Here is a 20,885-nt window from a genome sequence, read left to right on the forward strand (position 1 = left end):
CCTCTCGACGCGCGTTGGACCGGCACTGGATAACCGGTGGCGGGCAGGCGGTCCGGCCCGCTGGGTCGAGCCTACGAACACGGCCATCCCAGCCACTACAGGAAATCCCTATATGTGGATAACCTGCCCGCCGCCGTGGCTTCCCCGGTCCGGCCCGTCGTCCCTGCTTCCGAGATCCTCGCTCGCCCCGTCCCCGCTGGGGGCTTCCCGTGATTCGTCCCGGAGGGGAAGGCTGACCACCAGCGTGGCCCCGCCGCCCTCGGTGGCGTTCACCCGGACGGAGCCGCCGTGTGAGCCCACGATGGCGGCCACGATCGCCAGGCCCAGGCCGCTGCCGCCGGTGTCGCGCGTGCGGGACGTGTCCGACCGGTAGAAGCGTTCGAAGATCTTCGGCGCTTCACTGTCCGGAATGCCGGGTCCGTGGTCGCGGACTTCGAGTACAGCCCGCCGTTCCCCATCCTCACCCGTCCGTACGCCGACGGCGAGTTCGATCGGCGTCCCTTCGGGCGTGTACCGGAGGGCGTTGCCCACGAGGTTGCCCACCACCTGGCGGAGCTTTGCCTCATCGCCGAGCACGGGAGCAGGCACGGCGTTTCCACCGTCGAGTCCCAGCAGCGTGATACTGCGGGCCCTGTCGCTGGCCTGGGTATCCACGACGGCGTCATGGGCGAGCAGCTGCAGGTCTACAGGCTTCTGCTGCAGCGGCCGCTGCTCGTCCAGCCGGGCAAGCAGGAGCAGGTCCTCCACCATGGAGCCCATCCGCTTGGCCTCGCTCTCGATCCGGCCCATGGCACTGGCAATGTCCTCGTCGGACTGCAGGGCACCGTGGCGATAGAGCTCCGAGTAGCCCCTGATGGTCACCAGCGGAGTCCGCAGTTCATGGGATGCGTCCGCCGCGAAGCGCCGCATCCGGTCCTCCGAGGCCATCCGGGCGGCAAAGGCGGCCTCGATGTGGGCGAGCATGGCATTCAGCGACCGTCCAAGGCGGCCCACCTCGGTGGCAGGGTTTTCCACTGCCACGCGGCGCGACAGGTCCCCGGCCGCAATGGCTGCAGCTGTCTTTTCGACCCGGGCCAGCGGCCTGAACGACCTGGTCACGGTCCAGGACGCGATAAAGGAGGCCAGGATCATGGCCAGCAGGCCCACGCCACCGACCACGAGTGTGGCATGGCGCAGTACTTCGTCCACCGGAGAGAGCGGCAGCCCGACAACCACGACAGCCCGCTCCTGGTCGCTGTCGACCACGCTCACCGCGACCACGCGCCAGTTCTTGCCGTCGCTGCCCCGGACCTGATAGGGCTTCAGCCCGCGTTGCCGGGCTTCATCCAGGGAGATGGAATCGATGGCCGGGCGGTCGGGCTTGCCGTCCAGATTGCTTGCCACAGAACCGGGGTAATAGACCGTGACGGTGTAGTCGGTGGGGACCACAGGGTTCGGCGCGATCAGCTGGTTGAAGGACCGCTGCCGCTCGGCCGACTGGACGGCGGCCCGGAGTTTGTCGTCCACCTGGCCCTCAAGATACGTCCGCAGCAGCGTCAGCGTACCCGCCCCCGTCACCGCGAGGGCTACCAGCATCAGCGCCATGATGATGGCCACCAGCTGTGACCGGAGTGTGGCGGACTTCCAACGCTCGAGCAATGTCAGCGCTTTTCTGCTGTCCGCAGGACGTAACCCACGCCGCGCTTAGTCTGGATCAGGGCCGGCGCTTCGGGATCGATGTCCACCTTGCGGCGCAGGTAGGAGATGTACGACTCCACGATCGAGGCGTCGCCGTTGAAGTCGTATTCCCAGACGTGGTCCAGGATCTGCGCCTTGGACAGGACGCGGTTGGGATTGAGCATCAGGTAGCGGAGCAGCTTGAACTCGGTGGGGGACAGCTCGATCACGGTGCCACCGCGGCGCACCTCGTGGGCGTCGTCGTCCAGCTCCAGGTCGTCAACGCGGATGACGGCCTCGTCATCATCCAGCATGGGCTGGGTGCGGCGCAGCACCGCGCGGATCCGGGCGACCACCTCGTCGAGGCTGAACGGCTTGGTGACGTAGTCATCGCCGCCCACGGTGAGTCCCGTGACCTTGTCCTCGGTATCGTCCTTGGCAGTCAGGAAGAGGACGGGGAAGTGCTTGCCCGCGGCGCGCAGCCGGCGCGTGACGGTGAAGCCGTCCATGTCCGGGAGCATGACGTCCAGCACGGCCAGGTCCGGCGCGTGGGCTTCGGCGGCGGCCAGGGCATCGCGCCCGTTGCCGGCGGACACCACTTCAAATCCGGCGAAGCGCAGCGACGTGGACAACAGCTCGCGGATGTTGGGTTCGTCATCGACCACGAGCAGCTTGGCTTCGGCACCGTTCTTTTTCATAGTTCCCATGATGCTCCCAGAAACTGGGAGTTTTCTGGATGAATGTTGTGTGTTCGGTGGGGCCTATCCCACGGCGCCGGCGTCCTTGGCGTCCATGATCCGGTACGCATACCCCTGTTCGGCCAGGAACCGCTGGCGTTTGGCGGCGAAGTCCTGGTCCAGGGTGTCCCGGGCCACGAGTGAGTAGAAGCGCGCTGCCCTGCCGTCCTGCTTGGGCCGCAGCAGCCGGCCGAGCCGCTGGGCCTCCTCCTGCCGGGAACCGAAGGAACCGGACACCTGGATGGCCACGGACGCCTCGGGAAGGTCGATCGAGAAATTCGCCACTTTGGAGACGACGAGCGTCTGGACCTCGCCGGCACGGAATGCGTCAAAGAGTCTCTGGCGCTCCTTCACGGAGGTGTCGCCCTTGATCACCGGTGCGTTCAGGCGCTCGCCGAGCTCGTCGAGCTGGTCGATGTACTGGCCGATCACCAGCACCTGTTCGCCCTGGTGCTTTTCCACCAGCTGCTCCGCCACCAGGGTCTTGGTTTCCGACGTGGCGCACAGCCGGTATTTGTCGGCGTCCTCGGCCATGGCGTAGGCGACGCGTTCGTCGCGGGGCAGATCAACGCGGACCTCCACGCAGTCGGCGGGGGCGATGTAACCCTGCGCCTCGATGTCCTTCCACGGCGCGTCGTAGCGCTTTGGGCCGATGAGGCTGAAGACTTCACCCTCGCGGCCGTCTTCGCGGACAAGGGTGGCCGTGAGGCCCAGACGGCGCCGGGCCTGCAGGTCCGCCGTCATCCGGAAAATCGGCGCGGGCAGAAGGTGGACCTCGTCATAGATGATCAGGCCCCAGTCGTTCCCGTCAACGAGCTCGAGGTGCGGATACAGTCCGCCGCGCTTGGTGGTGAGCACCTGGTACGTGGCAATGGTGACGGGCCGGACTTCCTTGACGGCGCCCGAGTATTCGCCAATCTCGGCTTCCGTGAGTGAGGTCCGTTTGAGCAGCTCGTCTTTCCACTGGCGCGCGGAAACGGTGTTGGTGACGAGTATCAGCGTGGTGGTGGAGCTGGTGGCCATGGCCGCGGCCCCCACCAGGGTTTTGCCGGCGCCGCAGGGGAGCACCACCACTCCGCTGCCACCGGCCCAGAAGTTCTCCGCCGCCAGCTGCTGGTACGGCCGCAGCTTCCAGCCGGACTCGTCCAGCATGATCGGATGGGGTGTGCCGTCGACATATCCGGCCAGGTCCTCCGCGGGCCAGCCGATCTTGAGCAGCAGCTGCTTCAGCTGGCCGCGCTGGGAGGAGTGGACCACCACGGTCTCACCGTCGATGCGCGGTCCCAGCAGCGGCTGGATCTTCTTGGCGCGGCTGACCTCCTCGAGGACGGGGTAGTCGCTGGTCCGCATGACGAGGCCGTGCTGTGGATCCTTTTCCAGCCGCAGCCGCCCGTAGCGGGACATGGTCTCTTCAACGTCGATGAGCAGCGAATGCGGCACGGGGAAGCGGGAGTACTTGAGCAGTGTGTCCAGGACCTTTTCGGCGTCGAGGCCCGCGGCCCGCGCGTTCCAGAGACCCAGGGGAGTCAGCCGGTAGCTGTGCATGTGCTCAGGTGCGCGCTCCAGTTCAGCGAAGGCCGCTATGGCGTGCCTGGCTTCGGTGGCCTGCTCGTGGTCGACTTCCAGGAGGATGGTCTTATCGCTTTGGACAATCAGCGGTCCGTCGTTCACGCGGCGAAATCCTTCACGGGTGCATTTCCCCTGTTGCTTCGATGTCGATGATCCGGTGGATGGACAGCACCCGCTCGGTGTCCTTCGCGGGGTCAAAGACGCGGACGCGTCCGCCGGTTACGGATACCGGAACAACGGTTTCCAGCCGCGCATTCCCGAGGCTGTCCACCACGTTCATGGTGACACGCTGCTTGAGCCGGATGGCCTTCCTCAAGGTCTCCAGCCCCAGCTGCGTGGCTTCCTCGCCGCCGTTGAGGGCGGCGCCCGGCCGGTGGCCGTTGGAGCTGGCCGCGGCCGCATGGCTGCGCAGCACCGCGAGCTGGGCGGTGATGTCGGCGTCGGGCGGAGCCGTCCGCGGCGCACTGTATACCGGGCGTGCGCCCGCCCCGGCAACGGGTGCGGTGCGGTTCAGCCGCACGACGGCGGAATCCGGTTCTTCGACGGCGGGTGAGAGTCCCAGCCCGCGCAGCACCAGCGCCGTCTGCCGCGGCGGTGCGTGGGAGATCAGGACCGTGGGGGCGATCCGGACCAGGTTCAGCGAGGCCGCCGCGGCTTCGCCGGCCAGCTCCACGAGCGCGGCTTCGTCGTCGCTCTGGATGAAGCTGCCCGCGGCGCCCACGCGCAGCTTTCCGTGCCGCTGGGCCGTGTCCTCGATGAGGTACTCCAGGGGCTGCGGAACGGCGGTGGCCGAGTGTTTTCGGAGGAAGTCCAGGATCGTGGCGGCGTCCTGTCCTGCGTCCAGGGCCCGCCGGATGGACTGCACGGAGAACCTGTAGATGGTGGCCGGACCCTGCCCTTCGGCGTCTGCCATCCGCTGCAGCTGTTGGCTCAGTTCCGGACTGAGATACCCCGGGGCAACAGCGGTGAGGTCCGCCTGGAGCAGGACATGGTTCAGAGCGGCCGGCAGGTGTTCGCCGAGGATGTCCATGGCGTCGTCCGGAGCGTCGGCCGCGATGGCCGCCCCCAGCTGGCTGAGGGCGCCGGACCCGATCAGGCCAAGCAGCTCTGCCTCCGCCAGGACTCCGCGGATCAGCGAGCTGAAGCGCCGGGTCATGCGCGGCTGCTGCCATTCGGCGCGCTGCAGCACGGCGTCGGCGTTGAGGACGGGAGCAGTGCCGTCCGGAGCTTGGGCTTCGAGTGTCAGTTCCTGGAGTATTTCCAGGATTCGTTTGCGGACCACGGGCGCATCGGACCGCTGGGCCTCGGCGGACAGCGCATTGACGACGGTCGCGGCAGGTGTGCGGTGGTTCGGCGGTCCGGCGGGCTGGCCGTTGATCGGCTGGCCCACCAGGGAGGGGGCGCGCTCGCTGGCAAGCCACGCATTGACGAGCCACAGCCACTGTTCCTGGCGGGGCAGTCCCAGCCACTCCAGGTCGGGCGGCTGAACCCAGCAGGAGCTGTCCACATCCAGCCGGACCAGCCCCGAGAGGGCACAGAACTCCAGAAGGACGGCGGCCGTATGCTGGTCCGCCCGCAAGGCATCGGCAAGCCGTCGCATTTCGCGAATGCCCACCCCGCCGCTTCGCAGCGTGGCCAGTGGCTGCTCCCGGACCGCATGCAGCAGCTCCCCGGTGAGCCGCAGCGTTTCGGCGATTGCGCCCAGGGCGGCGTTGCGGCGGAGGGATGCGGTGGTGGTTCCCAGCGTGGGCTTGGGAGGAGTGAGGGAGAAATTGTCGATCACGGCGCCGCCCCGGAGGGAGATCCCGACGCTGTGGGGCAGTTCAACGTGCGCCGCGTCCAGCGGCACGAGCAGGCCCCGGGCCAGCAGCCAGTCCACCGGCCCGACGTCGTGCCCCTCGCCGATGACGGATGCTTTCCGCTGCGCCTGGGGGACCGCCCCCATGGCCCAATTGCTGAACCGGGCGAGCAGCGCCGTCGTGCGTTCCGGTGCCGTGGCGAGGATGGCACGCAAGGCCTCCGGCGAGGAGGTCCAGTGCTGCAGCGCCAGCGCTGCCTCCATCGGGGTGGTGGCCGGCTGGATCGCCGCACCGGTGCGGTGCAGTTCGCCGACCAGCTGGACGACGCGCTGGGCGAACGCCGGCTGCAGCCGGACCAGTTCGGTGTAGCTGCGGCCCAGCCCGGCGGGATAAATTCCCACGACGTCCTTCAGGCTGCCGACCGGCAGGTAGAAACGCTGCCGATGGGCAGATGGGCTGGCAGTGTGAGGGGGCTCGGCACGGTGGACCAGCGCCAGCTCCTGGAGCGAGAGCAGGATGCGTTCCACAGCGGCCAAAGAAGCGCCTGCGATCAGTTTCTTGACGCCCGCGGCCGACGCGCTATGCCCGGTATCGGTGTTCGTGCAAAGGTGAAGGGTCTCCAGCACCTGCATTTGAGGCCGGTTGAGGCGTTCCAGAGCCCGCTGCACGCTGACCCGGGCGCTTGCACGGGCCGCCAGCGCCGCGAAATCCGGTACGCCCGGCGACATCAGGTCCGGTCGCGCGACGAACAGGGCCCGCAACGATGCGTCGCTGCGTGCCTCCAGTTCCTTGCTGAGCGCGCGAATAAGGGACATCAGTCCAACGTTACCGCCCGCCGCCGTTTCCTGCCCGGCGCCGTGCTGCAATACTGTCGATCACGAGCACGAACACCAGGACGAAAGCGAGCGGAAGCCCATAGAGAGCAGTGGAGGTTATCGGGGCAGGAGCGGCCTGGCCGCCGTAGGCCATCGCCATCACCGTTCCCACGGCCGCCAGGGAAAGCACTGCCAGGACCGCTGCGGCGACCGTCAGGGGACGCCGGAAACGCGTGGGTATCATGCACGTAACGCTAACAGTCCGGCCGCGACTGCGCCTCAGAAGCAGGAATCCCGAGCCAGTCAGGATAACCTTGAAGGAGCAGACCAACATGGACCAGGCAGTCATACCCTGAACCCGCACACCGGTGCGGATGCGGTGATTGCCGGACATGTCTAGACAGTCAGAACGAAGAAGGTTGAACAGGTGCCTACCGGCAAAGTCAAGTGGTATGACAAGGACAAGGGTTTCGGATTCCTCGCGGGCGAGGACGGCCAGGAAGTGTTCCTCCCCAAGTCGGCGCTGCCCGGGGGCGTCACCGAACTGAAGGCCGGCACCCGGGTCGAGTTCGGTGTGGCTGACGGCCGCAAGGGCGCCCAGGCGCTGGGCCTGCGTGTCCTGGACAAGACGCCGTCCATCGCCAAGGCCAAGCGGCCCAACGCCAGGGACCTCGCGCCTGTGGTGCAGGATCTCGTGACGGTGCTGGACAACCTGTCCGGCACCCTGTCAGCAGGCAAGTACCCGGACGGTAACAAGGGCAAGGCCATCGCCGCCGCCCTGCGTAAGGTTGCCGACGAGCTGGACGCCTAGTCCTCATGAACCCGGAACCTGAACAGGCCGCACCAAAGGCAGAGCCGAAGGCGCCCAAAAAGCGAACCGGTGTCCCGGTCTGGCGCACCGGCAAACCGGACGCCGTCCTGGCAGCTGCCGTTGACGTGGCCCGGACCGCCATCGAAGGCATCGCCAAGGCGTCGGAGATCGGCGAACACCTGGCAGCGCGCACGGAGGGTGACCGCCTGGTGACCCACCTCTTCGAATCCAGGCTGCCCGGTTACGTCGGGTGGCAGTGGTACGCCGTGCTCACACGCAATTCGCGGTCCAAGGTGGTCACGGTAAACGAACTGGGCCTGCTGCCGTCCGACGACTCGATCCTGGCGCCGGAATGGGTTCCGTGGGCGGAGCGTGTCCGGCCGGAGGATGCCCAGGACGATGACGCGGCTGACGAGGGTGCACCCCAAACCGGTGCACCCCTGGACGGCGCGTCCGAACCAACCGCTGGCACCACGGAGGAGAAGGACGAGCCGGAGGCTTCCCCGGAGGGGTCCACAGAGGATTCCGACGGCGGCCCGGATGATGCCCCAACAGACGCCGACGCGGAGACCCCCGGACGGGGCTAAGTACGCGTTTCGGCCGTCCGGGACCGGGCGCCTCTGGGCGGACGCTAATGTCCACCTTCAGAACGTCGAACGGCGCCGTCCGGGACACGAGTCCGGACGACGCCGTCGAAAGCTGACGCTGCCTGCGGCAGCGGTGCGCGGGGAGACTATTTCTTCAGCTCGCCCACCACGTAGTCGATGCACTCCAGGAGGGCCGAGACGTCCGCCGGCTCGATCGCCACGAAGGTTGCGATGCGGAGCTGGTTGCGTCCCAGTTTGCGGTACGGCTCCGTGTCCACGATGCCGTTGGCGCGCAGTACCTTGGCGATGGCGGCGGCATCGATGGAGTCGTCAAAGTCGATCGTGGCGATGACGTTGGAGCGTTCCGCGGCGTTGGCGACGAACGGCGTGGCGAACTCGGAGGCCTCGGCCCACTTGTAAATGCGGCCCGCGGAGTCAGCGGTGCGGCCGGCGGCGAAGTCGAGGCCGCCATTGGCGTTGAGCCATTGCACCTGGGCGTCGAGGGTCACCAGGGTGGCCAGCGCCGGGGTGTTGTAGGTCTGGTTCAGCCTGGAGTTGTCGATCGCCGTCTGCAGGTCCAGGAAGTCCGGGATCCACCGGCCGCTGGCCTTGATCCGGGCGGCGCGCTCCAGCGCGGCGGGGGAGAAGAGACCAAGCCACAGGCCGCCGTCGGAAGCGAAGTTCTTCTGCGGCGCGAAGTAGTAGACGTCGGTCTCGGCGACGTCGACGTCCAGCCCGCCGGCGGCGGACGTGGCGTCCACGAGGACGAGGGAACCGGCGTCGGCGCCGTTCACGCGCTTGACCGGGGCCGCAACACCGGTGCTCGTCTCGTTCTGCGGCCAGGCGTAGGTGTCGACTCCTGCCTCGGCCTGCGGTTCGGGGCACGTTCCCGGCTCGGACTTGATGATGCTGGAGTCGGAAAGGAACGGTGCCTTGTTGGTGGCCGCGGCAAACTTCGATCCGAACTCGCCGAAGGAGAGGTGCTGCGCCTTTTGCTCCACCAGGCCGAAACTCGCCACGTCCCAGAAAGCTGTAGAGCCGCCCACGCCGAGGACCACTTCGTAGCCCTCGGGAACGCGGAAGAACGTGCTGAGGCCCTCACGGACCGAGCCGACAAGGTTCTTCACCGGCGCTTGGCGGTGGGACGTGCCCAGGAGCGTCGTGGCGGCCGCGGACAGCGCCTCGACCTGCTCGGGCCTGACCTTGGACGGTCCGGCGCCGAACCGTCCGTCCTTGGGCAGGAGGTTTGCTGGGATAGTGATGCTGGACTCGCTCACAGGGGCTCCAATTCTCGGCATGGACATGCGGATCGGCGGGGACAGGGGTGACCGGCGGTCAGGTGTGGCCGCCCGCGAAGGCCCCTTTTATTCTGCCTGAGACGCGGAAATCCCGGGAACCGCGGCCGTCACAGTCCAGTCATTGAGACGACAGGGCACCGTCACCCGAATTATCTGGAGTAATTCAAAATAGGCTAAGCTTTTGGTGGACGTACGGGCGGAACGCCGGTGTTGCTCCGCCGTCGGATTGCGGCCGCGGCAGCTGGAAGCCGGGCCGCGCCAGGCGGGTGGCCCGCGGTACGGTGGGACGGACGCAAGTACTGTGCTCGAGGAGCTGAGCTGAATGACGGATCTGATCGATACCACGGAGATGTATCTTCGGACCATTTTGGAGCTTGAAGAAGAGAACATCGTGGCGCTGCGTGCCCGCATCGCCGAACGCCTCCGCCATTCCGGCCCCACTGTCTCCCAGACCGTCGGCCGGATGGAGCGGGACGGGCTGGTGGTGGTTTCCGGCGACCGGCACCTGGAGCTGACGGAGACAGGGCGCAAGCGCGCCACCGAAGTCATGCGCAAGCACCGGTTGGCCGAGCGGCTGCTCGCAGATGTCATTGGCCTGGATTGGGCCTACGTTCACGACGAGGCGTGCCGGTGGGAACACGTGATGAGCGAACGCGTGGAGCGCAGGATTTACGAACTGCTGGACCACCCCACCGAATCGCCCTATGGCAACCCGATTCCAGGGCTGGCTGCGTTGGGTGGCGAGCCGTCACGGGCGTTCACCGACGGCGTCATGAACCTGCTGGATGCCATGGCCGGATACGGCCCGGATTCCCGGGTCACCGTCAGCAGGCTCGCAGAGCCGATCCAGGTCGAGCCCGAACTCCTGTTGCAGCTGGACGAGGGTGGAATCCGCCCGGGTGCGACGGTTTCCCTGGAGCGCGTGGGGGAGTACATTTCCGTCCGCGTCCCGGGCATCGAAGGCGCCCTTGAGTTGCCGCCCGAGGTCGCCGCCCACGTGTTTGTGCGGGTGGCCTGAGCCACATCCGCATGTGAGTTGTCCGACATCAGCTGGCAGGATGCCCCACAACTTGTGCACAGCCAAGATAACGGAATTATTACTGCGACCTTTAATCACCTATAGTTAAGTCGCAGCGCCGATACTAAAGCGTTACCTGATCCGGAGCCGAACTCTGCCAGCGGATCAGTCGCTCGAATCACCTTCTGGCAGAGGCGGAGGAACCACAACTGGCCGTCGAAAGACGGCCTTGGGGTGAAGTCCGCAGCAGCAAGCCTCCTTCCACAGTCGGAATCTCCTTGGATACCCCTGTGCCGAAAAAGCTTGCCTTGCGGACCGGGTCGATGAACTCTCTGACCCGAATCCGACAGCTAACTTCGCAGGCTATCCAGAGAGGAACCGTTCTTGACCATGCAGAATGCCCGGGGCCGCCGCCGCGCTACCGGTCCCGCTGCGGAGCCCCGCACGACCGTAGCGGTCGCCGCCGAGCGACCCCGCGATGCGCAGCGTCAAGCGCGGAATCACCGCAGTCCCTTCCGCCAAGTCGCGGACTTCGCCGCTGCCAGCGGAGTTGGCCAGAAGGTCGGCGTGGCCCTGGCCGCCTCGGGCCTCCTGCTGACCGTCACGGTCCCCGCCACCAGCCCCGTCATGGCCACGGCGGACCAGAGCGCCACAGCCGGTGCCGCAGCCCCCCAGCCTCAGGTTTCCGCAGAAGCGGCAGCCAAGATTGACTTCAGCCGCACCTCCGTGTCGACGGCCGGCGATCCGGACGGCAAGCTCAAGCAGCTCCTGAGCGCCCAGTCCGCCGGGAGCATCAGCCGCGCAGCTTCAATCGGCAGCCTTGGCATGCCGTTGACCACCATGGTCAAGTCCTCGCCCTTCGGATACCGCGTGAGCCCGATCACTGGTGGCGCGGGAGAATTCCACCGCGGCCAGGACTTTGCGGCCCAGTGCGGAACAGAGGTGTTCGCAGCGGCCAGCGGCACGGTCACATTTGCAGGCTGGCACGAGTACGGCGGTGGCAACAGAGTGGTCATCGATCACGGTAACGGCCTCGAAACCACGTACAACCATTTGTCGTCATCAAGCGTCCAGGTTGGCCAGAAGGTCACCCGGGGCGATGCGGTGGCACTTAGCGGGACTACCGGCGCATCCACCGGCTGCCACCTCCACTTTGAGGTGATGGTCAACGGAGAAGTCGTTGATCCCGAAGGCTGGCTCTAAACAAAGCCGATGGTGAGCTCCCACATTCCTGTGACATGCCGTGACCTGAATGTGACATTCGCTTCCAACTGCTGTACCGTCTAAACCGCGTCAACTTTTCCGAAGTTGACGCCCTCGAGTGGATTGCCTAACTCTGCCACCGCTCAAGGTCCGTTCGCATTACATCGTCTGGCAGGGGCGGGGGAACCAATTTTGGTCTTCGCAAGAAGACCTTGGGGTTAAGTCGCAAAGCTTCCCAGGAAGCGGCGTGGCCGGGTGACTCCCATCCGAATCCGACAGCTCACCTCGTAGGCATTGGGAGAGGCTACCTTCGTGTCTTCACGCCACAATCTTGCGCGCCACCGTGCGCAAACGGTTCGTAAGAACCCGCTGGACTCCGTGTCCAAGGCAGTAAGCGCCAATGCAGGCACAGTAGGTCGTCAGGCAGCAGTCATTGCGGCCGCTTCAGGTCTCGTCCTGAGCGTCGGCATGCCGGCCAACGCATCCGATGCCAACATCGGCGTTTCCGCCTCCGCTGAGTCCGGATCCCAGGCGACACAGCTTGCTGTGACCGCCGCGCCCACCGCAACCGTCTCGTTCGAGCGTCCTGCCGTCACCACCGAGGCAGCCCCCGTAATCGAGACCGTCGCTCCGCAGTCGAGCGATGACAGTGCCAGCCCCGAAGCCGCTGTTGAAACCATCGCGACCAAGGCCGGGAAGCTGGTTGATGCTGCAGGCTCGGGTGCAACGTCAGGCCTCGCGGGCATCGCCTACACCGGCATCGGCAGCCCGTACGTCTGGGGTGGCACCACTCCCGGCGGCTGGGACTGCTCCGGCTTCACCCAGTGGGTCTACGCACAGGCGGGCATCAGCATTCCGCGCGTCAACGCGTGGACGGCCATGAAGCCCACCGCGACTCCCGCTCCCGGTGACCTGGTCATGCAGAACGGCGGTGCGCACGTCGGCATCTACGTTGGCAACGGCATGATGATCAGCGCGCTGAATCCCTCGCAGGGCACCATCCTGCACGCAGTGTCCGCCACGGGCACGTCTTCGTTCTACACCCTTCGCTAAGAACACCATTCGAGACGATTCGGCGTACCCCCAAGACGCCGGCGCGTCGCTAAACCGCGGCCTGCTACAGCGGGCTGCGGAACACGAAAGAGAGAAACCATGACTACACGTGCGACCATTGCACGCCACCGCGCCGAGGTCACCAAGACCAACTCGCTGTCCGTCATTGCCAAGGCTGTCGGCGACAACGCCGGCGGCGTGGGCCGTCAGGCTGCTGTTATCGCTGCTGCCTCCGGACTCGTTCTGACCAGCGGCATTGCCGCTAACGCCGCCGAGACCAACGTTCAGCGCGATTCGGCTTCCACGTCCACCCTGGAAGTCCAGTCCCTCGCTTCGGCGCCGATTTCGGCTGCATCAAGCATCGCCATCTCCTACGAGAAGCCGGCCGTCTCCACCACTCCGGCCCCCGTCGTTGAAGCGCCCAAGCCGGTCGTCAACGTCCAGGAAGCCGCGCCCGCCGTCGAGGCTCCGGCCGTGGAAGCCCCTGCGGCTCCGGCAGTCCAGGCCACCGCCGCCGTCGAGGCTGCACCTGCTGCCAACACGTCCTCGGCCAGCGGCAAGGGAGCTTCGATTGCCGCTGCTGCCTACGCCCAGCTGGGTGTTGCACAGGACTGCACCGCACTGGCCACGAACTCGCTGGCCGCTGTGGGCATCAACTACCACGGCTGGCCGGCAGGTTACCTGTCCCTCGGCCGCACCGTCAGCGCTGCCGAAGCCAAGCCGGGCGACCTCGCCTACTACGAAAACGGCGGCATGGGCCTGGCCCACATCGCTGTCTACGTGGGCAACGGCCAGGCCGTGCACGGTGGCTGGAACGGCGGAACCACCTCCCTGTTCAGCGTGAACGTGGGCTCCGGCCCGGTCTTCATCCGCGTCGGCGGCTAAGACACAAGCCAAGGCTTAAAAAGGACCCCTGCCCCTGCGGCAGGGGTCCTTTTGTCTCCCATCAGCGCTGCTGTAACGCCGACACGCCGTGGCCGAATGTTTGGCCGATTCGTCGATATGCGCTAAGAGTGTTTACTCTTGTGGTGTCGATCCATAGCCCGGACATGCAGAGGGCAGCCGGCCCTCGCGCCTCTGCCGGGTGCGGCCGTGAAGAGGTATGCGCATGCGCACGCTCGTTCTGAATGCTGGATATGAACCGCTGGCGGTTGTGACCTTCCGCCGGGCGCTGGTCCTTGTGCTCACAGGAAAAGCCAGTGTGGTTGCCGAAGGTGACGATCCCGTCGTGGGACCGAAGGACATCATGGGCCGCCCGTCCGTGATCCTCCTCAACCGTTATATCCGGCCGCGCTACAACATGGTCACCGCAGTGAGCCGGCGCGGGGTGCTGCGCAGGGACGGCCACCGGTGCGCGTACTGCGGCAAGGCAGCCCACACCATAGACCATGTCCAGCCAAAATCCCGGGGCGGTGCGGACTCCTGGGAAAACCTCGTGGCGGCCTGCCTCCGGTGCAACAACGTCAAGGGTGACCACACTCCGGCGGAAATGGGCTGGAAGTTGCGTTTCGTCCCGGCGCCGCCCGTTGGCACCATCTGGCAAATCAAGGAACTGGAGAAGCCGACCCCGGCATGGGATCCCTTCCTGCTTCCGGAGACGGCCGCCTGACGCCTGCGCACTACGCTTGGTATGTGTACTTTGACGCAATAATCCTGGCCGGCGGCCGCTCTTCGCGGCTCGGCGGCTCGCCCAAGGCCGAACTGACCTACGACGGCGAGACCCTGCTTCACCGGTCGATCAAGGCCGCCCGTGGTGCCCGCCGTCTCGTCGTCGTGGGGCCCCCATTCCGCGGCCTTCCCCCTGACGTGTTGAGCTGCCGTGAGGATCCGCCCTTCGCCGGGCCGGCCGCGGCGATAGCAGCAGGCCTGGCGCGGCTATGCGCCGCGGACGGGACACCGGCCGGCCACCCCGAGGGTCCTCCCGGCGTTCCCGTTGCCCAGCCTCACACTGACGCCGATGGCTATGTTCTTGTTCTGGCGTGTGACATGCCCCGCGCGGCTGAGGCCGTGGGAGCCCTTCTGCAAGCCATCCACGCCGGCAAGGGCAGGGACGGCGCGGGCAGGGACGGCGCCATGGCTGCTTCCGGCGACGGGCGGCGCCAGCCGTTGGCAGCCTTTTACCGCACGGCTGCACTGCAACGCGCCGTGGCGGATACGGCGGCCCGGAACGCTTTGAACCATGGGTCAGTTTTCGCTCTGCTTGCTAGTCTTGACGTACAGGCTGTCACTGTCCCCGCCGGCTCCACAGATGATGTGGATACATGGGATGATGCCGCCATATTGGGAGTGGACGCCAGCAATCATCCGGGCTGAACGTCGCAGCCGCAGTTGAGTTTGGAGGCAGGCATGAAAAGCCAGGACGAAACGCTTGAGGAGTGGTGCCGTCTACTGCTACGGGCCTTTGAGCTCGAAGACGTGCAGGTGGACGTCAATGAGGTGCTGTCCCTTGCGGGGGTGGCCGCGCACTCGGTGGTACGGCCTGCCGCCCCGCTGACGACGTTTATTGCTGGCTTTGCCGCAGGGCTTGCCTCAGGTTCCGGCCAGGCGCCGGACGCCACGTCGATGAAGGCCGCCATGGACGTCGCCCGGTCCGTTTCCAAGGCGTACTCGGCCGATGAGGCAGGGGACGACTCCGTCCCGCCGGCTGCAGGCAGTTCCACTGGCGTTCCGGCTCCCAGCGGGACACCGGGGGAATGACCGCCGCCCCCGGACATCCCGCCCCCGGACATCCCGCCGCCGCGACTGCCCAGCCGGCCATGAACCCAGCCGAGGACGCCAGCTCGGCGGAGGACGAAGCGCCCGCAGTGCCTGCGCCCAGCGGACACTTGGCGCATACCTGGGAAGAAGCACGGCAGGCCGCCTTTGACTGTGCTGCTCCGATCCCTGCCGGCTCGGTTCCGCTGAGGGAAGCCCTGGGCCGGACCCTGGCCGCGGACATCACCGCGCTGCAGGACATGCCCCACTATGCTTCCTCCGCGATGGACGGATGGGCCGTCAACGGTAGCGGTCCCTGGATCCTTGCGGAACCCGGGCAACGCCTCGCGCCGCACCAGGCGAGCGTCATCGTGACCGGCGGCCTCATTCCTCCCGGCGCCAAGGCCGTGCTGCGCCGTGAAAGCGGCATTATTTCCCAGGACGATGAAGGCCTGCCGGTACTGGCGCTCGGCGGTGGCGCCCGCCCCGGCGAACCGCGGAACGGGCAGCACATCCGCAAAGCGGCCGAGGAAGCCGTTGCCGGTGAGGTGCTGGTCAAGGCCGGCACCACGCTGAATCCCGCCCACCTGGCACTCGCCGCCCTGGGTGGCCACGACCATGTGAAGGTCGTTGGCAAACCGGTGGTAACGCTGCTGCTCACGGGCTCCGAGGTCGTCGACCACGGCCTCCCGGAAGCGGGACAGGTCCGCGACACCTTCGGCCCGCAGCTGGCTTCCGTCGTGGAGATGCTGGGCGGGATCTGTACCCGACAGGTCAGGATCGGGGACAGCTACGGCGAGTGGCTGGAAGCGCTGGAGGACGAAGGGCCGGCAGCCGCACCGGACGACCCCCTGGCGGAGGCCTCAGCGTCCGTCCTGCCTCCCGACGTCGTGATCACGACCGGCGGCACCGGAGTGTCAGGTACCGATCACTTCAGGCGTGCCGTGGCTGATCTTGGCGGGCGGCTCGTGATCGACGGCGTGGCGATGCGCCCCGGCCACCCGGCCGTCCTTGCCGAACTTCCGGACGGGCGCTTCGTACTGGGACTGCCCGGCAATCCGCTCGCGGCGATGATGGCGCTGTCCACGGTCGGCGCTCCGCTGCTCGCGGCCCTTGGACACGGCACCATGCCTCCCGTGCAAGAGGTGCCGTGCGGAACCATGATCGAACCCGACCCCGGTCGGACCAGGCTCCTGCCGTTCCGGCTCCTCTATGGCATGGCCTCGCCCTCCCAGCACACCGGGCCCGGGATGATGCGGGGGCTGGCCTCCGCCGACGGCGTGATGGTGGTGCCTCCGCACGGTGTCCAGCTGGGCGAGGCCGTTCCAGCCTTTGCGCTGCCGTGGGGGCCGGCCATTCCCGAGCCCAAGACCCGCGAATCGAAAACCAAGGCGTCACCGCGCAGGGCGGGTAACCGGTCCGCGGGCAAGCCTGCGGAGGCCAGCGGCCCCGTGGACTGGAGTGCGCTGCTGGACTGATCGGCGACCCTGCCGCTGATCGCCGTTGGTGTACTGGCACCCCGCTTGCAATGATGGAGGCATGAACAGGCTGGCACCAGGGGTGACCCGATGGGACGCGTGACGCAACGACGCAAGATTCACCGATACGTTCTGGACGGCTCACCCTCCGCCCTCGAATTTCCGGTGCGGCACCGTGAGGACGTGCTGGCCGTGGAGGAGCCGCTGGAGATCCGCCTCGGGAGTCTTTCCTTTTCCGTGACCATGCGCACTCCAGGGGACGACTTCGACCTGGTGGCAGGATTCCTGGTCTCCGAGGGCGTCATATGGAGCCCCGACCAGCTCATTTCGCTGAGGTTCTGCGCCGGGGAGGATGAAAACGGCGTCCAGACCTTCAATGTCGTGGAAGCCCAGCTGCGGCCCGACGTCGTGCTGCCGGACACCGGACGCCACGTCTACACATCGAGTTCCTGCGGGATCTGCGGTACGGATTCGATCGAGGCTGTCCGGAAGTCCTCGCACTTCAGCCCGGCCGATGACACCCTCACAGTTCCCGTGCGCACCCTTGCGTCCCTGCCGGACATGCTCAGGGAGGCGCAGGCGGTCTTCGAGGCCACGGGCGGCGTGCACGCCGCTGGCCTCTTCAGTATCGACGACGACGGCGCCGCCCGGCTGCTGTGCCTGCGCGAGGACGTGGGGCGGCACAACGCCGTGGACAAGGTAGTGGGCTGGGCATTGCGTGAGCAGCGCCTGCCGCTGTCCGGCACGGTGCTTCAGGTGTCCGGCCGCGCGTCCTTTGAACTGGTGCAGAAGGCTGCCCTGGCGGGCATCCCGGTGCTGGCTGCTGTCAGTGCCCCGTCCAGCCTCGCCGTCGAACTTGCCGAGTCCAGCGGGGTCACCCTGGCCGGTTTCAGCAGGGGGAGTAGCCTGAACGTCTATACCGGCGGACACCGCATTTCGCTGCCGGCGGACCTGCCCCGGTAGCCGCCGCGGATGCTTGGCTAATCAGGCAGGACGCAGTAGATTTTATCCATCGAATGGACACGTTGATCCGCTCTTTCAGGGCAGCGAACCTGCCCGGACATCAGCTGGATGAAGCCCAAACCGGCGAGGCAGCCGGCACAGGCGCCGCCAGCCTCACGCATTAAAGAGGAACACAGTGCACGACGACCGCCGGATCACGGAAGTCCGTCTCGACCGCTTCCTGCGGGAGCGGATTACCCCCGCGATCTACTCGCGAAGCGTACCCCTGGCCTTGAGCAGCTGGGACGTCCCGGATGAGCCTGTCCCCGTCATGGAGGCGCTGCGCCAGGATTTCCGGCCGCAGGAACACGGCGCTGCCTGGGGCCGGCCCTGGGGCACCAAATGGCTGCGCCTCCAGGGCGAGGTTCCCGACTCGTGGGGGACCGCGCCGGACACCGAGGTGGAGATGGTGGTGGACATCGGATTCACCACCGAAATTCCCGGCTTCCAGTGTGAAGGAACCGCGTGGCGGCCGGACGGCAGCATCATCAAGGCAATTTCACCGCGCAACCAGTACATTCCACTCAAGCTGCTGGGCAGCGGGATGGCTGTGGACTTTTACGTCGAAGCTGCGGCCAACCCTGATGTGGCCCAGGGCTGGACCTTCGCGGCCACGCCGTACGGGGACAAAGCGACCGCCGGTGACCAGCCGCAGTACCGGCTCGGCAGCATTGCCATCGCCGAACTCAACCGGGCGGTCTGGGAGTTGCAGCAGGACATCGTGGCCCTCCGGGGCCTGATGCACGAGCTGCCCATGGAGCTGCCGCGCCGCCACGAGATCCTCCGCGCCCTGGAGCGCATGCTGGACGCCATGGACCCGGACGACGTCCCGGGTACCGTGGCGGCAGGAAGGGAAGCGCTCGCTGAAGTCTTGGCCAGGCCCGCCTACGCCTCCGCCCACCAGCTGCTGGCCACCGGCCACGCCCATATTGATTCCGCCTGGCTGTGGCCGGTGCGGGAGACCATGAGGAAATGCGCGCGGACGTTTTCGAACGTGGTGGCGCTCATGGACGATGATCCCGATTTCGTGTTCTCGTGTTCCTCAGCGCAGCAGCTGGCCTGGATCAAGGAATTTTATCCCGAGCTGTTTGGGCGGATCCGGGAGAAGGTAAAGGCAGGGCAGTTCGTCCCCGTGGGCGGCATGTGGGTGGAATCGGATACCAACATGCCCGGCGGGGAAGCCATGGCCCGGCAGTTCCTGGAGGGCAAGAGTTTCTTCCTGGACGAGTTTGGCATTGAATGCCAGGAGGCGTGGCTTCCGGATTCGTTCGGCTATTCCGCGGCGCTGCCGCAGATCGTCAAGTCCGCCGGCAGCCAGTGGTTCCTGACGCAGAAAATCTCCTGGAACCAGATCAACCGGATGCCGCACCACACCTTCAACTGGGAGGGCATTGACGGCACTCGGCTCTTTACCCACTTCCCGCCCGTGGACACCTACAACTCCGAGCTTACTGCCCGTGAACTCGCCCATGCCGAACGCAACTACCGGGACCACGGGCACGGCACCATCTCGCTGGTCCCCTTTGGCTATGGCGACGGCGGTGGCGGCCCCACCCGGGAAATGCTTGCCGCCGCCCACCGCAGCGCGGACCTGGAAGGCTCGCCCAGGGTCCGGATCGGGACAGCACGCAGCTTCTTCGAGCAGGCCCAGGCCGAATACACCGCCCTGCCCGTCTGGGTGGGGGAGATGTACCTCGAACTCCACCGCGGCACCTACACGAGCCAGGCCCGCACCAAGCAGGGAAACCGGCGCAGCGAGCACCTTCTCCGTGAAGCCGAGCTGTGGTGCGCCACAGCGGCCGTCCGCACCGGAGGCTCCTACACCTACCCGGCAGCCGAGCTGAAGCGGCTGTGGCGGCTGGTGCTCCTGCAGCAGTTCCATGACATCCTTCCCGGCAGTTCCATCGCCTGGGTACACCAGGATGCCGAGCGGAACTACGCCGCCGTGGCCAAGGGACTCGAAGAGCTCATCAGCCAGGCCGCGGCCGCTGCACTGGGGGAGGGCAGCGAGGAGTTCCTGCTCAACGCAGGTCCCATTGAACGCGCCGGTGTCCCGGCGCTCGCTGCCGCCCGGCCCTTCCACGCAGGCCAATCCGTGGAGGTTACCGCGCGGGACGGCGGCTATGTGCTGGACAACGGCATCATCCGTGCCGTGCTGGACGCCAACGGACTGCTGACCTCACTGCGAGACCATGCCAGCGGCAGGGAAGCCATAGCCCCGGGGGACTTCGGGAACCACCTCGAACTGCACCGCGACACCCCCAACGAATGGGACGCCTGGGACATCGACCAGTTCTACCGGCGGAACGTCACGTCACTGACCGACGCAGCGTCGGTGGCGGTGGAGCGGCACGGCGGTGACGCCGTCGTCGTGGTTGAACGGATTTTCGGCGCCTCCCGGATTATCCAGCGCATCACCCTGGCGCCCGGCGGCAGTTCGCTGGGCATCTCCACCGACGTTGACTGGCAGGAGCGCGAGAAGCTGCTCAAGCTGGGGTTCCCGCTCGACCTCCGGGCTGACCGCTCGGCGGCTGAGACCCAGTTCGGCCACGTTTTCCGGCCCACCCACGTCAACACGTCCTGGGAGGCTGCGAAGTTCGAGATCTGCGCGCACCGCTGGATCCATGTGGCCGAACCAGGGTACGGCGTGGCCATCGCCAACGCTTCCACCTACGGGCATGACGTTGCCCGGAGCATCAGGCACGACGGCGGAACCACCACCACCGTCCGGCTCTCACTGCTGCGCGCGGCGAAGTTCCCCGACCCGCAGGCAGACCGCGGCCGCCACGTGCTGGATATTTGGATCCGGCCCGGCGCCGGCATCGCGGATGCCGTCGAGGAGGGCTACCGCGCCAACCTCGCGCCGCGGATCGTGCAGGGCGGGCATCCCGTGGAGCCGCTGGTTTCCGTGGATAACGCGGCGCTTGTGGTGGAAGCCGTGAAGCTGGCGGAGGACGGGTCCGGGGACGTCATCGTGCGGCTGTACGAGTCGCTGGGCGAACGGTCCGCGGGCCGGCTCACGGCCAACTTCCCAGTCCGTGACATCCACACCGTGGATCTGCTGGAGCGGAATGTCGAGGCGCCGGGGGTCGTGGCGGGAAAGAACTCGGCGGACCTCACGCTGCGTCCCTTCCAGCTGGTCACCCTGAGGTTCGAACGCTGAGA

At 66.8% G+C, this 20,885-nt stretch carries 18 protein-coding genes and 2 riboswitches; of the genes, 12 read left to right on the forward strand and 6 right to left on the reverse strand.

What is annotated here, in order from left to right:
• Positions 1-108 precede the first annotated feature (108 nt).
• From AC3A3W_RS11120 to AC3A3W_RS11140, 5 genes are all read right to left on the reverse strand, one after another.
• Positions 109-1,638, reverse strand: a complete 1,530-nt coding sequence (locus AC3A3W_RS11120; protein WP_487442767.1) for a sensor histidine kinase — start codon at positions 1,636-1,638, stop codon at positions 109-111.
• Positions 1,639-1,640: 2 nt separating this feature from the next.
• Positions 1,641-2,354, reverse strand: a complete 714-nt coding sequence (locus AC3A3W_RS11125) for a response regulator transcription factor (protein WP_205653428.1) — start codon at positions 2,352-2,354, stop codon at positions 1,641-1,643.
• Between the two features lie 63 nt (positions 2,355-2,417).
• A complete protein-coding gene (locus tag AC3A3W_RS11130; RefSeq protein ID WP_487442769.1) occupies positions 2,418-4,064 on the reverse strand; it encodes a DNA repair helicase XPB in 1,647 nt (548 codons plus the stop codon).
• 13 nt (positions 4,065-4,077) lie between these two features.
• Positions 4,078-6,576 (reverse strand): helicase-associated domain-containing protein, encoded by a 2,499-nt coding sequence (locus AC3A3W_RS11135; protein ID WP_487442771.1) that lies wholly within the window; start codon positions 6,574-6,576, stop codon positions 4,078-4,080.
• Between the two features lie 10 nt (positions 6,577-6,586).
• Positions 6,587-6,820: a hypothetical protein gene (locus AC3A3W_RS11140; protein ID WP_487442773.1), complete on the reverse strand. Its 234-nt coding sequence runs from the start codon at positions 6,818-6,820 to the stop codon at positions 6,587-6,589.
• Between the two features lie 183 nt (positions 6,821-7,003).
• Between AC3A3W_RS11140 and AC3A3W_RS11145 the strand changes: the two genes are divergently transcribed.
• Together AC3A3W_RS11145 and AC3A3W_RS11150 are read left to right on the forward strand one after the other, a co-directional pair.
• Positions 7,004-7,387: a cold-shock protein gene (locus tag AC3A3W_RS11145; RefSeq protein ID WP_205653424.1), complete on the forward strand. Its 384-nt coding sequence runs from the start codon at positions 7,004-7,006 to the stop codon at positions 7,385-7,387.
• Between the two features lie 5 nt (positions 7,388-7,392).
• Positions 7,393-7,974 (forward strand): DUF3027 domain-containing protein, encoded by a 582-nt coding sequence (locus AC3A3W_RS11150; protein WP_487442774.1) that lies wholly within the window; start codon positions 7,393-7,395, stop codon positions 7,972-7,974.
• A gap of 146 nt (positions 7,975-8,120) precedes the next feature.
• On the opposite strand, the gene serC is transcribed toward AC3A3W_RS11150, so the two are convergent.
• On the reverse strand, positions 8,121-9,251 hold the full coding sequence (gene serC, locus AC3A3W_RS11155) for a phosphoserine transaminase (protein WP_487442776.1): 1,131 nt from the start codon (positions 9,249-9,251) through the stop codon (positions 8,121-8,123).
• A 343-nt stretch (positions 9,252-9,594) separates the two neighbouring features.
• On the opposite strand from serC, the gene AC3A3W_RS11160 reads away from it, so the two are divergent.
• The 10 genes from AC3A3W_RS11160 to AC3A3W_RS11205 all read left to right on the forward strand — a co-directional run bounded on the left by AC3A3W_RS11160 (position 9,595) and on the right by AC3A3W_RS11205 (position 20,883).
• Positions 9,595-10,290 (forward strand): iron-dependent transcriptional repressor DtxR, encoded by a 696-nt coding sequence (locus AC3A3W_RS11160; protein WP_487442777.1) that lies wholly within the window; start codon positions 9,595-9,597, stop codon positions 10,288-10,290.
• A gap of 160 nt (positions 10,291-10,450) precedes the next feature.
• Positions 10,451-10,670, forward strand: a riboswitch (cyclic di-AMP (ydaO/yuaA leader).
• 4 nt (positions 10,671-10,674) lie between these two features.
• Complete coding sequence (locus tag AC3A3W_RS11165) at positions 10,675-11,493, forward strand: M23 family metallopeptidase (protein ID WP_487442778.1); 819 nt, start codon at positions 10,675-10,677, stop codon at positions 11,491-11,493.
• A gap of 138 nt (positions 11,494-11,631) precedes the next feature.
• Positions 11,632-11,801, forward strand: a riboswitch (cyclic di-AMP (ydaO/yuaA leader).
• 70 nt (positions 11,802-11,871) lie between these two features.
• The gene (locus AC3A3W_RS11170) at positions 11,872-12,546 is read left to right on the forward strand and encodes a C40 family peptidase (RefSeq protein WP_487442908.1); all 675 of its coding nucleotides are present in this window, start codon (positions 11,872-11,874) and stop codon (positions 12,544-12,546) included.
• A gap of 99 nt (positions 12,547-12,645) precedes the next feature.
• On the forward strand, positions 12,646-13,431 hold the full coding sequence (locus AC3A3W_RS11175) for an NlpC/P60 family protein (RefSeq protein WP_487442779.1): 786 nt from the start codon (positions 12,646-12,648) through the stop codon (positions 13,429-13,431).
• 223 nt (positions 13,432-13,654) lie between these two features.
• Positions 13,655-14,155, forward strand: a complete 501-nt coding sequence (locus AC3A3W_RS11180; RefSeq protein WP_487442780.1) for an HNH endonuclease — start codon at positions 13,655-13,657, stop codon at positions 14,153-14,155.
• A 23-nt stretch (positions 14,156-14,178) separates the two neighbouring features.
• Complete coding sequence (gene mobA, locus AC3A3W_RS11185) at positions 14,179-14,859, forward strand: molybdenum cofactor guanylyltransferase (protein WP_487442781.1); 681 nt, start codon at positions 14,179-14,181, stop codon at positions 14,857-14,859.
• A 33-nt stretch (positions 14,860-14,892) separates the two neighbouring features.
• On the forward strand, positions 14,893-15,243 hold the full coding sequence (locus AC3A3W_RS11190) for a DUF6457 domain-containing protein (RefSeq protein ID WP_487442782.1): 351 nt from the start codon (positions 14,893-14,895) through the stop codon (positions 15,241-15,243).
• Positions 15,240-16,718 carry a molybdopterin molybdotransferase MoeA gene (locus AC3A3W_RS11195; RefSeq protein WP_487442784.1) on the forward strand — a complete coding sequence of 493 codons (1,479 nt, stop codon included), beginning with the start codon at positions 15,240-15,242 and terminating at the stop codon, positions 16,716-16,718. Before AC3A3W_RS11190 ends, AC3A3W_RS11195 begins: the two co-directional genes overlap by 4 nt.
• A gap of 90 nt (positions 16,719-16,808) precedes the next feature.
• Positions 16,809-17,681, forward strand: a complete 873-nt coding sequence (fdhD, locus tag AC3A3W_RS11200) for a formate dehydrogenase accessory sulfurtransferase FdhD (protein WP_487442786.1) — start codon at positions 16,809-16,811, stop codon at positions 17,679-17,681.
• Between the two features lie 175 nt (positions 17,682-17,856).
• Positions 17,857-20,883 (forward strand): alpha-mannosidase, encoded by a 3,027-nt coding sequence (locus AC3A3W_RS11205; RefSeq protein WP_487442787.1) that lies wholly within the window; start codon positions 17,857-17,859, stop codon positions 20,881-20,883.
• The last annotated feature ends 2 nt before the right edge of the window (positions 20,884-20,885 follow it).

The sequence above is a fragment of the Arthrobacter sp. Soil_N43 genome (assembly GCF_057655195.1).